The organism is Streptomyces sp. NBC_00210, from assembly GCF_045160975.1.
Classification (GTDB): Bacteria; Actinomycetota; Actinomycetes; order Streptomycetales; family Streptomycetaceae; genus Streptomyces.
In genome coordinates this window covers 8,669,188-8,681,549 of record NZ_CP108120.1, presented here as the reverse complement: position 1 = coordinate 8,681,549, position 12,362 = coordinate 8,669,188, and the positions used below count along the sequence as shown (strand labels likewise).

Sequence of the window (12,362 nt, the reverse complement as noted above, 5' to 3'; positions counted from 1 at the left end):
CGGGCCCCGTTGCTGTCGTGCCGCAGCGGGTGTGAGTGGATGCTGGCACTGCGGCTATGGAGACGGTGGTCGTCCGGCTTACGCTCAGCGGTGCGCAATCACGGCAACGGGCGCGGCCGAGTGATGCAGCACCGCGTGGGTGACCGGGCCGATGTGAGCGGTGAGCGGCGCGTGGTGGATACGCCTCCCGACGACCATGAGTTCGGCGTCTGCGGATGCGTACACCAGCTGCTGAGAGGCGCCGCCGAACAGTGGTTGCTCGACGACGTTCACCGATGGGAACTTTTGTCGCCATGGCAGCAGCATGTCGCTGAGCAACTGTGCGACCTCTTCGCCCGAGTCGACAGCCGCGAACTTGGTATAGACCAAAGGCATCGTCCAGGTGTGCTCCACCCGGAGAGTGGCGGCACGCCTGGCGGCAGCGTCGAAGGCGAACGCGATGACCGAGTCGCAGTCCTGGCGGATGTCGACCCCGAGGACGACGTCACGGTACGGGCCCGACGCGTCGGCCCCTGTGGAATCGGCCTGCACGTCCACTCGCCCGGGTGTCGCACGTACGAGAACGACCGGCTGTTCGGTTGCGCTCACCGTGGCCAGACCGACCGAGCCGAGGAGGAAGCCCGCGATGCTGCCCAGCCCTCGGGATCCGAGTACCAGCAGATCCGCTTCGCTCGCAGCGGCCGACAGGGCGGCGGGTGGCGGCCCGGCGAGCTGCCGGGTGATGACATCCAGCCCCGGATGGTGTTGCCGCACATCGGAAGCAGCCTGCTCCAGCATCTCCTCGGCCCAGGTGCGCCGCATCTCAGGGGTAATGGCGGGCCGGGTCAGTGCCGAGGGCCCTTCCTCTACGTGAACGAGGTGCAGCGGCACCCCGCGCAGCATCGCCTCGCGCGCCCCCCACTCGGCTGCGGCGAGGCCTTCCACTGTGCCATCCAGACCGACGGTGACATTGCGCGTCATGATGAGGATCCTTCTTCCGATCGGACCTTCGCCATGAGGAACGAGTCCCCATGTGGCGCTCTCTGTGGACGCGTTTCCAGGGTCACCGGCCGTCGGCTGTGACACGAGGGGCCAAGGGGCCCCGGAACGGGCCGAACGGCCCCGGTGCTCCGTTCGAGGCGTTCCGAGGGCCGCCGACGGTGGAGTTGGGCGGAGCCACCCGCGGTACGCCTCGACCGCCGTGTGGAGGGTAGGGCACAGCCATGATGGTGATCCCTGCGGAGGCATGGGGTCGGTGCCTGACATCGCTGACTGTGGTGGCATGTTCCGCGCCGTCGGGGTCCGAAGAGCGGTAGCGCTGGGGCTGAACGGCCCTGGTTCCGGGGCTCGTTGGCGTACTTGCGCGGGATCATGTGCCTGTCGGCCCTCGCGGCTGCGTGGGGGCGGCGGCATGCTGAGGGGGCGCGACGAAAGGAGTCCCATGTCCCAGCGCGCCGGTACAGGCGGCCCGAGGTGGCGCCTGGTGCCCGGAATGGCCGTACTGGTGGGGTACGAGCGTTCCTGGCTGCGCGGTGACCTGTTGGCCGGGGTGACGGTGGCCGCGTATCTCGTGCCACAGGTCATGGCGTATGCGGGCGTGGCCGGGCTGCCGCCGGTCGCCGGGCTGTGGGCGATCCTTCCCGCACTGGTGCTGTACGCGATGTTGGGCTCGTCGCGTCTGCTGTCGGTCGGCCCCGAGTCGACGACCGCCCTGATGACCGCCGCGGTGGTCGGGCCGCTCGCCGCCGGAGATCCGGGCCGGTATGCCGTGCTGGCGGCTACGCTCGCCGTCGCGGTCGGGCTGCTGTGCCTGGTGGCGTGGGCGGTACGGCTGGGTTTCGTCGCGGATCTGCTGTCGCGGCCGGTCCTGATCGGCTATCTGGCCGGCGTGGCGCTCATCCTGATCGTGGACCAGTTGCCCAAGCTCACCGGCGTACCATCGGACGGATCCGGATTCTTCCCGCAGCTTGCCTCCTTCGTACGGCATCTCCCCCAGGCTCATGCGGCGACAATGGTCTTCGCCGCGGCCGCGCTGATCTTCCTCTTCACGGTCTCGCGGTATGCCCGGGCCGTGCCCGGCCCGCTGCTGGCCCTGGTCCTCGGAACCGCCGTCGTGGCGGCTTTCGGCCTTGAGGACCACGGCATCGCGGTGATCGGCGAGGTCCCCGCGGGACTCCCCCGACCCGATGTACCGGACCTCGGCGAGCTGCCCCAACTGCTGCTGCCCGCACTCGGCGTCCTCCTCGTCGGCTACACCGATGTGATCCTCACGGCGCGGGCCTTCGCGTCACGTGACAGCGGCCAACGGCTGGACGCCAACCAGGAGCTGCTGGCCCTGGGCGCAGCGAACCTCGGCGCCGGCGTACTGCACGGCTTTCCGGTGAGCAGCAGCGCCAGCCGCACCGCGCTCGCCGCCTCGGGGGGCGGCCGCAGCCAGGCGTACTCACTCGTCGCGTGCGCGGCCGTGCTGGCGGTGCTGCTCTTCCTCAGCCCACTGCTTGCCGACACACCCGCGACCGTGCTCGGCGCACTGGTCGTCTACGCCGCCGTCCGCATGATCGACCTGGCGGGGTTCCGGCGGCTGGCCTCCTTTCGCCGTCGGGAACTGCTGCTGGCGCTCGGCTGCCTGGCCGGCGTACTGACCCTGGACATCCTGTACGGCGTGCTGGTGGCTGTCGGTCTCTCGGTGGCCGAGCTGCTGGCGCGGGTGGCCCGGCCGCACGACGCCGTCGAGGGCCTGGTGCCCGGTGTGGCCGGGATGCACGACGTGGACGACTATCCGCAGGCCCGCACCATTCCCGGGCTGCTCGTCTACCGCTACGACTCGCCGCTGTTCTTCGCCAACGCCGAGGACTTCAGACGCCGCGCCCTGGCCTCCGTGGACGAGCACGAGGAGCCCGTGTCCTGGTTCGTCCTCAACACCGAGGCCAATGTGGAAGTGGACATCACCGCGCTCGACGCTGTCGAATCGCTGCGCCACGAACTGACCCGGCGCGGCATCGTGTTCGCGCTCGCGCGCGTCAAACAGGATCTCCGCGACGACCTGGACGCGTACGGGCTGAGCGAGTCCGTCGGCCCCGACCGGATCTTCCCCACCCTGCCGACCGCCGTGGACGCATACAGGCAGTGGTACCGCGCCCAGGGAGACGATCAGGCTCAGTGACCACCCGGCGAGCCGCGCCCGCGAACGCTTGCTCTCCGACGAGTTCACGCCCCGCCTATTTCCGCAGACAGGCCTGATGGCATGGGCTGCTCACGCCGCCCGGCCCTCGAGGGCGGCGCGTCCCGCTTCGAGTCGGGCGACCGGGACTCGGAACGGGGAGCAGGAGAGGTAATCGAGTCCGGCGTCGTGGAAGAAGTGGATGGAGTCCGGGTCACCACCGTGCTCGCCGCAGACGCCGATCTTCAAGCCCGGATGGGCTGCGCGGCCCTCTTCGACGGCGATGCGGATCAGCCGGCCGACGCCGTCCCTGTCGAGGGTCTCGAAAGGCGAGGTGGCGAAGATCCCCTGGTCGAGGTAGGCAGGGAAGAACGAGGCTTCTACGTCGTCCCGGGACAGGCCCCAGGCGGTCTGGGTCAGGTCGTTGGTGCCGAAGGAGAAGAAGTCGGCGGCCTCGGCGATGCGGCCGGCGGTCAGCGCGGCGCGGGGCAGTTCGATCATCGTGCCGACCGGGCACCGCACAGCGACGCCGGACGCCTCCGACACCTCGGCGAGGACGCGCTCCGCGGCGGCGCGTACGATCCGCAGCTCCTCGGCCGTACCGACCAGCGGGACCATGATCTCGGCCCCGTGGATCCGCGCCGGCCCGCGTCCGCTCCACGACGGCCTCGGCGATCGCTCGTACCTGCATCTGCACCAGGCCCGGGACGACGAGCCCGAGGCGCACGCCGCGCAGACCGAGCATGGGGTTGCTCTCGTGCATGCGCGACACGGCCGCCAGCAATCGCCTGTCGTGGTCGGTCGGGGCGGTGGCGACACGCACGGCGAGTTCGGTGCGGTCGGGCAGAAACTCGTGCAGGGGCGGGTCGATGAGGCGGATCGTCACCCGCAGGCCGTCCATGGCGGCGAGGATTCCGGTGAAGTCGCTGCGCTGGAGCGGCAGGAGGGCGTCCAGCGCCGCCCGCTGCCCGGCCTCGTCCTCCGCAAGGATCAACGCCTCGACCAGACTTCGGCGCTCGCCCAGGAACATGTGCTCGGTGCGGCAGAGCCCGATGCCTTGGGCCCCCAAGCGCCGGGCACGGACCGCGCCCTCGGGGGTGTCTGCGTTGGCTCGCACCTCCAGTCGCCGTACGGCGTCGGCCCGTTCGAGGCTTCGGGCCACAGCGCTCGTCAGCGCCCCGTCCTGCTCCCCGGTCTCCAGGAAGCGCGCAACCGGCGATTCCCTCAACGGCAGGGCGCCGAGATGGACCGTGCCCGCCGTGCCGTCCACGGAGATCACCGTGCCTTCGGTGACCATGGTCCCGTCGGCCGCGGTGAACTGCCGTGCCCCGGTGTCCACCGCGAGTTCCTCGGCCCCACACACGCAGACCTTGCCCATGCCCCGCGCGACGACAGCCGCGTGGCTGGTCTTGCCGCCCCGGCTGGTCAGTACCGCCTCCGCCGCAACCATCCCCGACAGGTCGTCGGGCGTGGTCTCACGTCGTACGAGGACCGTCTTCTCCCCGGCCGCGGCACGTCGAACCGCTTCGGCGGAGTCGAACACGGCCGCTCCGACCGCCGCGCCCGGCGAGGCCGGGACACCGTGTGCCAGAGGTTGGCCGGTCGCGTCCTCGTCGAAGCGGGGGAACATCAGCCGGGCGAGCTGGTGCCCGCCGACCCGGGCAAGCGCTTCGTCCTCGCTGATCAGGCGCTCGTCGACGAGCTCGTGCGCGATACGGAACGCAGCCCCGGCGGTGCGCTTGCCGACCCGGGTCTGGAGCATCCACAGCGTGCCACGCTCGATGGTGAACTCGACGTCGCACAGGTCCCGGTAGTGGCGTTCCAGGGTCCGCAGGTGGTCGCCGAGCTGCAGATAGGAGGACGGATCGAGGCGCTTGAGCTCCTGAAGGGGTACGGCGTTGCGGATGCCGGCGACGACGTCCTCCCCCTGCGCGTCGGTCAGGTAGTCGCCGTAGACGCCGCGTGCCCCGGTGGCCGGGTCGCGGGTGAATGCGACGCCCGTGCCGGAATCGGGACCGAGGTTGCCGAACACCATCACCTGGATGTTGACGGCAGTGCCCAGGTCGTCGGAAATGTGCTCGCGCCTGCGGTAGAGGCGGGCGCGCTCGCCGTTCCAGGAACGGAAGACGGCACGGATCGCCTGGTAGAGCTGCTCGACCGGGTCCTGTGGGAACTCCTCGCCGGTCGCCTCCCGGATCAGCGTCTTGAACTCGTCGGCCAGCACGGCGAGATCGTGCGCGTAGAGCCCGGTGTCGCTCGCCACGCCGCGGTCCGCCCTGTGCCGCGCCAGGGCGTCCTCGAAGGCCTCCGGAGCTACGCCCAGCACCGTGCGGCCGAACATCTGCATCAGCCGGCGGTACGAGTCCCAGGCAAACCGCTCCTGCCCGGTCGCCTTCGCGAGTCCGCGTACGGATGCGTCGCTCAGGCCGATGTCGAGGATCGTCTCCATCATGCCGGGCATCGAGAACCTGCTGCCCGAACGCACGGACAGCAATAGCGGGTTGTCGCTCTCGCCCAGCCGCCGGCCGACCCGCCGCTCCAGATCCGCGAGTGCCCGCGCGACCTGCACCCCGAGCTCCGCCGGTTCCTCGACGGCGGCCAGGTACTCACGGCAGGCCTGCGAACTGACAGTGAACCCCGGGGGCACGGGCAGCCCCAGCCGAGTCATCTCGGCCAGGTTGGCGCCCTTGCCACCCAGCAGGTCAGCCATCTCACGGCTGCCCTCGCCGAATCCGTACACGTACTGCCTCATGAGTCTCGACCTCCTGCAAGGGGTGGGTCAGCCGTGCGGAACGACAGCGACGGGGCACCTTCGGCGACGGTCACGGTGACAGTGACCTCGGGGAACTTCTCCCGCCACGGGTGCAGCGCCGCACTCACGGCGTGTTCGTGCTCGGCGAGCAGTTCCGGGCCGGGCTTCGGGACGGGTTGGTCGACGGCGGCATACGGAGGCGGGGCGCTGAAGGTGTGGATCACGCGCAGCGTGGCACCACGATGCTGTGCGGCGTCGAAAGCGGACTCGATCAGTTCGTCGCACGGGCTGCTGGTGTCGAGGCCGAGGACAACATTCCGGTACGGGGTCTTGACCGAATCCCGGTCCGAGTCCGGAGAGGCTCCGTCCGGGCCGCGGCGCAGGGCCTCCCGGGCCGCCCAGTGCGCGGCGGCGAGGCTCTCGGGAAATCCGTCGATTCCGGCGACGACAAGTCGATGCACGATCCGCACCTCCTGTGCAGGGCTCCGCTTGGTGCCTTGCCGTCGAGCCTGGCGTGTGTGCGGTCAGGTCCGCAGGTGCCGCCCAGACCCCTCCTGGGGGCCCTTCGGCCCAACGCTCCCCGGCAGGTCCGCACGCAGGCTGGAGAACACACGCAGTGAAGGGAGAGGAATCATGTCCGGCCCCACACGCTCCGCCCGTATCGCCATCATCGGGGTCGGCAACGAGTTCCGCCACGACGACGGGGTGGCCTGGGCGGTGATCGCCCGGCTACGCGAGCGGGCAGTCGGCCGTCCCCTGCCCCCCGGAGCAGTCCTGTCGGTGTGCGACGGCGATCCGGGGCGGCTGATCGGGCTGTGGGAGAACGCGGACCTGGCCGTGGTGCTGGACGCGACGCACGCCCATCCCGGCCACCCGGGGCGGGTGCACCGGCTGGAGCTGGACGCAGCCGAGCTGGGGCGGCCGCGCACGTCGAGTTCGCACGGGCTGGACCTCGGTGAGGCCGTCGAGCTGTCGCGGGCGCTGGGGCGACTGCCCGGCCATCTCGTGGTGTACGCCGTCGAAGGGGCGGACACCTCGCTCGGCACGGGCCTGTCGGAGCCGGTCGCTGCGAGGGTCGAAACACTCGTCGAACGGGTGGAGGACGAAATCGTCCGCCACCGGGACGCGGCCGCACGCGGCCCCCGCGACACACACGGCGGAGGCCTGCCATGACCGGCAAGCGTGCACCCGGCGCGTCGAGGTCTTCGGCACTGTCCAAGGCGTGGGCTTCCGCCCGCAAGTGCACCGTCTGGCGACCGGCCCGGAGATGTGTCCTAGCATTCCCGGCCGGGTTCTTGAGGTCCACGACTCCGGCGCACTGCGCATCGCGGCAGTCGACTTCGGCGGAGTGCGGCGCGAGGTGTGCCCGGAGTACACCCTGGGGCCGAGGCCGGAACATACGTCATCGTCCATGTTTGATTCGCGATCTCGACTGGCGACGAGGCGGAGGCCGAGCGGACGCTCGGGGTGCTGCGCGCGATGGCGGACGTCGTCACCGGCGAGCTGGGCGAGATGCTGCCGCGGGCGCCCCGGGACCGACCGGACGCGCCCTGAGGGCCGGTCGGCCCCGCTCACTGGCCTGGCCGACCCCTGCGGCCGGCCGCGCTCCCGCCTGAGTCTGGACGTGGATTCCCCACGAGGAAGGCACCGTCATGACGCAGATCCACAGCCCTGCGAGTACCGCCCGGCAGGTGCACGCGCTCCTGACGGACGGCACGACAGTGCGGATACGGCAGGCGGAGCCGGCCGATCACGACGCCGTCCTGGCCCTGTACGAAGGCATGTCGGCGGAGAATCTGCGGCGGCGCTTCTTCACGGTGAGCCACCTGTCCGCCGAACAGGCGGCCGACCGGCTCAATCGGCGCGACCGGTCCGGCTACCGCGCTATGGTCGCGGAGAGCGGCGGGCGGCTCGTGGGACTCGCCGAGTACGAGGCCATACCGGAATCGGCGACGGCCGAGATCGCACTCAGCGTCGCAGACGATTGGCACCGCCGGGGCCTGGGCACCCTGCTGCTGGAGCATCTTGTCGACGCCGCCCGCCAGGCGGGCATCACCGCCTTCGCGGCCGACGCACTGGCCGAGAACCACGAGATGCTGAAAGTGTTCGCCGACCTCGGCCTGCGTACGACCCGCCACTTCGATGGTCCCGAAGTGCGCTGCACGGTCGAACTCGCCGCGGATGAGGACTACTTGTCCGCGGTCGACAACCGGGCAAGCACCGCCGACGTGGCCAGCCTGAAACCACTGCTGCGGCCCCGCACGGTCGCCGTCGTCGGCGCGGGCCGCAAGGCGGGCTCGGTCGGCCGGGCCGTGCTGCGCAATCTGCGGACCGGTGGTTTCGCGGGCCGTTTGGACGCGGTCAATCCGCATGCGGACGTGATCGAGTGGGTGAGCTGCCACCACTCCGTGGCCGAGCTGTCCTTCCCGCCCGATCTCGCCGTGCTCGCCGTCCCCGCGGCCGCCGTCCCGCAGGCCGCCGAGGACTGCGGAAAGCTTGGCGCCAGGGCGCTGCTGGTGGTCTCCTCCGGCCTCGACGCCCGACAGGCGGCCGCGCTGCTCGCCACGTGCCGTGCGTACGGGATGCGGCTGGTCGGCCCCAACTGCCTCGGTCTGGCCAACACCGACCCAGATCTGCGGCTGAACGCCACCTTCGCCGCCGACCGCCCCTTGACGGGCACGGCCGGAGTCGCCGTGCAGTCCGGAGGGGTGGGCATCGCGCTGCTCGACGGGCTGTCCCGGCTCGGCATCGGGGTGTCCACCTTCGTATCGCTGGGCGACAAATACGACGTCAGCGGCAACGACATGCTGCAGTGGTGGGAGAGCGACGGGCAGAGTGACCTCGCTGTGCTGCACCTTGAATCCTTCGGCAATCCGCGCGCATTCTCGCGAACAGCGCGGCGGGTGGCCCGCACGATGCCGATCCTTACCGTGGACGCGGGGCGCTCCGAGGCCGGTCGCCGGGCCGCCGCCTCCCACACCGCGGCGGCAGCCACGCGGACCATGACCCGGCAGGCACTGTTCACCCAGGCCGGAATCATCGCGACCCGGACGATCGGCGAACTGCTCGACAGTACGGCGCTGTTGCACTCCCAGCCGCTGCCGTCCGGCTCCTCGGTCGCCATCGTCACCAACGCGGGCGGGGCAGGCGTACTGGCCGCCGACGCCTGCGCAGAGGCCGGGCTGAGGATTCCCGCGCTCGGCAGCGAGCTGGTCACCGAGCTGCTGGCCGGGCTGCCCGAGGGAGCCTGTGCCACCAATCCCGTCGACGCCACCGCCGCCGTCACCGAGACGCAGCTGCAGGAGTGCGTCAACCGGCTCTCGGGGCACGGGGCCGTCGACGCCGTACTGGTGGTGCTGGTCCCCACCGCGGTCGCCGCGGCGACCGGCGACGATCTCGTCCGGGCCCTGTCCCCCGGCCTGGACCACCGTCGCTCCCGAACGGTCGCCGCGGTCCTGCCCGCCCAGGCCGCGCGGGTCGAGCTGCTGCCCACCGCGGGCGGCGGATTTGTACCCGCCTACTCCGACGCAGCGGACGCGGCCGGCGCCCTGGCGCACGCCGTGACGTACGCACGCTGGCGCGCCCGCCCGGAGGGCACGGTCCCCGACCTTGCGGGCGTGGACACCACGGCAGCAAAAGCAATGGCCGACGCCTTCCTCGCCGAACACCCCGACGGGGACTGGCTCGACCCCTGTGCGACAGCCGAACTCCTCGGCCACTACGGCATCCCGCAGATCCGCTGGGAGTGGGCCGAGGACGAAGAGGCCGCCGTCGCCGCCGCGGCACGGCTGGCCGGACCTGACGGGCGGGTCGTGATGAAAGCCCACTGGCCCGGCCTGGTCCACAAGAGCGAACAGCGCGCCGTCCACCTCGATCTTCAAAATGCCTCGCAAGTGCGGGCTGCACACCGCGATCTGGTCACCCGATTCGGAGACCTGATGACCGGAGTGGTCGTCCAGCCGCTCGCCGAACGCGGCATCGAGCTCTTCGCCGGCGTCGTTCAGGACGAAGTCTTCGGCCCGCTGGTCCTGTTCGGCCTGGGCGGTACGGCGACCGAGCTCCTGGCCGATCACGCGGCCCGGCTCGCCCCGCTGACCGACCACGACGTGCACGACCTCATTACCTCGCCGCGCTGCGCGCCGCTGCTCTTCGGCTTCCGCGGCGGCGGCGCCGTCGACCTCGAAGGACTGGAGCAGCTGCTGCTGCGGCTGTCCCGGATGGCCTGCGATCTTCCGCAGCTCGCCGAGGCCGATCTCAATCCCGTGATCGCCCGCCCGGACGGCATCACAGCCCTGGACGTCCGCGTCCGGCTGGTGCCGCGGCGAGCCCGCGACCCGTATCTGCGCCGGCTGCGCTGAGAGGAGCCATGGACATGAAGCACATGAAGATCGGTTCACTGATGGTCGATGACGTCGTCAAGGCCGAGTACGACACTCCGTTCAAGGAAGTCGCCCGGCTCCTCGGCGAGCACCACATCAGCGGACTGCCGGTGGTCGACGAGGACGAAAAGGTCATCGGGGTGATCTCGGAGAGCGACCTGATGGCCCGGCAGGCCGAGGGACCGGCTCCGGACGAGCGGGGACGACCGCACTGGCTGGCTCGGCTGCACATCTCCAAGGGGAACGATGCGGACAAGGCCCATGCCCGTGACGCGGGCACCCTGATGTCCGCGCCTGCCATCACCGTGCGGGCCGAGTCGAGCATCGCGGAGGCCGCCAGAACCATGGCGCAGCGCCGGATCGAGCGGCTGCCCGTGGTCGACGAGGAGGACCGGCTGGTCGGCATCGTCACCCGCCGGGATCTGCTCCAGGTCTTCCTGCGGCCGGACGAGGAGATCCGCCGCGCGATCGTGGACGAAGTGATCGTCAACGCTTTCTGGCTCGCCCCGGAGACCGTGACGGCCGACGTGACCGAAGGCGTCGTCACGCTCAGCGGCCAGTTGGAGCGGCGCAGCGAAATACCGATTGCCCTGCGAATGGCCAGCCAGGTCGACGGAGTCGTGGCCGTCGTCGACAAGTTGACGTACCGCACGGACGACTCGCATCTGCGGCCCGACGAGCCGGCCGTCCACGGCGTCGGCGAGGAGTGGCTGCGCAGGCTGTGAGGAGGTGTCCGGAATGAACGCGAGAGTACTTGTCGCGTACGGCACGAAGAACGGTTCGACTGCAGAGATCGCCGACGTCATCGCCGACGCCCTGAAAGAGGCGGGACTGCGCTCCGAGACACGGCCCGCGGCGGCGGCCCGCGATGTCACAGAGTATGACGCGGTGGTGCTCGGCGGCGCCCTGTACGCGGGCCGCTGGCACCGCGACGCCGTACGCTTCGCCCGCCGCCACGAGCATTCCCTGGCCGAGCGCCCGGTGTGGCTGTTCAGCAGCGGTCCGCTGGACGCCTCGGCGGGCGAGCGCGACATCCCTCCGGTGCCGAGCGCTGCCCGCGCGGCGACCCTGCTCGACGCCCGCGAGCACGTCACCTTCGGCGGCCGACTCGAGGAGGGGGCCCGAGGCTTCATCGCCCGGATGATCGTCAAGCAGGGGCGGGGCGGTGACTTCCGCGACATGGAGCGGATACGGGCCTGGGCCCGCGGCATTGCCAAGGAAATCAGCAAAGCGGGGCCGGCATCGCCGACATGAGGCTCGCCCTTGATTCCGCCCTCGCTCGCGGTCCGCTTCCTCCTGGCGGACGCCGCCAACCGTGCCCGCCCGGCTCGGAGTTGTTCCTCGTGCGACTCCCGCGCTGCTTGGACAACCGGCCCGTCCCACCACAAGCCGAAGGAGATCTCACCATGACCGATGTCCACCCGACGTTCCGCCTCGACCTGGGCGGCGAGGAACAGGAGCCGCGACTGTGATCACGGCACTCGTCGCTGTCTTCCTGATGGCCCACGGCCTTGTCCATCTTGCGGTATGGGCCGGACCGGCCGGCCCCGAGCGCCCCATGTCGTTCTCGCCGACGCGTTCATGGATCCTTGCGGAATCCGGTCTGCCGCGGTCGGCGGTCAACGTCTCCGCCGTGTCCGTCGCCGCCGTTACCGCGATGCTTTACATCATCGCCGGCGCGGCGGCGGCCGCCCACAGCGGCGGCTGGCCGGATGCCGCCGTCGCCGCAGCCGTGTCCGGCCTGGTCCTCAAGGCGGTGTGGTTCAACCCCTGGCTCCTGGTGGGTGTGCTGCTGGACGCCGGGGTCCTCGCCGCCGTGTTCGGCCAGTGGCCAGCCTCGCTGTACTGAGCGCGTCGCCCCCTCGCCGCGCGGTGTGGGCCGCACGGCCTGCGACTGGGGACATTCGGCCCCAGGAGCCCGTGGGCACGACCCGATGCTGGAGGCAATCCGCACGAAGGGAGGCCATAGTGGCCGTGACCGCTCTCGACACCACGACCGTGGCCGCACCGGTGAAGGACGCCACCACCGCGCCGTCCATGCACAACGCCCAGCCCTGCCGGTTCCGGTACCGGCGCGACTCGGCAACGCCGA

The 12,362-nt window shown here is 70.8% G+C and carries 8 protein-coding genes and 1 pseudogene; 6 read left to right on the top strand and 3 right to left on the bottom strand.

Annotated features, from left to right (window positions below; genetic code table 11):
* Positions 1 to 84: 84 nt before the first annotated feature.
* Positions 85 to 960, bottom strand: coding sequence for a universal stress protein (locus OG729_RS38950; RefSeq protein ID WP_405810877.1), 876 nt, complete (start codon positions 958 to 960; stop codon positions 85 to 87).
* Between the two features lie 460 nt (positions 961 to 1,420).
* On the opposite strand from OG729_RS38950, the gene OG729_RS38945 reads away from it, so the two are divergent.
* Complete coding sequence (locus tag OG729_RS38945; RefSeq protein ID WP_405810875.1) at positions 1,421 to 3,142, top strand: SulP family inorganic anion transporter; 1,722 nt, start codon at positions 1,421 to 1,423, stop codon at positions 3,140 to 3,142.
* Positions 3,143 to 3,232: 90 nt separating this feature from the next.
* Here the strand turns inward: OG729_RS38945 and ppdK are convergent.
* Positions 3,233 to 5,891, bottom strand: a pseudogene (gene ppdK / locus OG729_RS38940) (pyruvate, phosphate dikinase).
* Positions 5,888 to 6,352 carry a universal stress protein gene (locus OG729_RS38935; RefSeq protein ID WP_405810873.1) on the bottom strand — a complete coding sequence of 155 codons (465 nt, stop codon included), beginning with the start codon at positions 6,350 to 6,352 and terminating at the stop codon, positions 5,888 to 5,890. The pseudogene ppdK and the gene OG729_RS38935 overlap by 4 nt, the downstream one beginning before the upstream one ends.
* A 172-nt stretch (positions 6,353 to 6,524) precedes the next feature.
* Here OG729_RS38935 and OG729_RS38930 point away from each other — a divergent pair, with 172 nt between their 5' ends.
* The 5 genes from OG729_RS38930 to OG729_RS38910 all read left to right on the top strand — a co-directional run bounded on the left by OG729_RS38930 (position 6,525) and on the right by OG729_RS38910 (position 12,119).
* Positions 6,525 to 7,064: a hydrogenase maturation protease gene (locus OG729_RS38930; protein WP_405810872.1), complete on the top strand. Its 540-nt coding sequence runs from the start codon at positions 6,525 to 6,527 to the stop codon at positions 7,062 to 7,064.
* Positions 7,065 to 7,543: 479 nt separating this feature from the next.
* Positions 7,544 to 10,249 carry a GNAT family N-acetyltransferase gene (locus tag OG729_RS38925; protein WP_405810870.1) on the top strand — a complete coding sequence of 902 codons (2,706 nt, stop codon included), beginning with the start codon at positions 7,544 to 7,546 and terminating at the stop codon, positions 10,247 to 10,249.
* A 14-nt stretch (positions 10,250 to 10,263) separates the two neighbouring features.
* Positions 10,264 to 10,995 (top strand): CBS domain-containing protein, encoded by a 732-nt coding sequence (locus OG729_RS38920; RefSeq protein ID WP_405810868.1) that lies wholly within the window; start codon positions 10,264 to 10,266, stop codon positions 10,993 to 10,995.
* A 13-nt stretch (positions 10,996 to 11,008) separates the two neighbouring features.
* Entirely contained in the window at positions 11,009 to 11,524 is a 516-nt protein-coding gene (locus OG729_RS38915) for a flavodoxin domain-containing protein (RefSeq protein ID WP_405810866.1), read from the top strand.
* A gap of 214 nt (positions 11,525 to 11,738) precedes the next feature.
* Positions 11,739 to 12,119 (top strand): hypothetical protein, encoded by a 381-nt coding sequence (locus tag OG729_RS38910; RefSeq protein ID WP_405810865.1) that lies wholly within the window; start codon positions 11,739 to 11,741, stop codon positions 12,117 to 12,119.
* Positions 12,120 to 12,362: the final 243 nt, after the last annotated feature.

Coding starts and splice junctions, on each gene's coding strand:
- OG729_RS38945 (WP_405810875.1), top strand. CDS start 1,421: ATGTCCCAGCGCGCCGGTACAGGCGGCCCGAGGTGGCGCCTGGTGCCC.
- OG729_RS38915 (WP_405810866.1), top strand. CDS start 11,009: ATGAACGCGAGAGTACTTGTCGCGTACGGCACGAAGAACGGTTCGACT.
- OG729_RS38920 (WP_405810868.1), top strand. CDS start 10,264: ATGAAGCACATGAAGATCGGTTCACTGATGGTCGATGACGTCGTCAAG.
- OG729_RS38930 (WP_405810872.1), top strand. CDS start 6,525: ATGTCCGGCCCCACACGCTCCGCCCGTATCGCCATCATCGGGGTCGGC.
- OG729_RS38950 (WP_405810877.1), bottom strand. CDS start 960: ATGACGCGCAATGTCACCGTCGGTCTGGATGGCACAGTGGAAGGCCTC.
- OG729_RS38925 (WP_405810870.1), top strand. CDS start 7,544: ATGACGCAGATCCACAGCCCTGCGAGTACCGCCCGGCAGGTGCACGCG.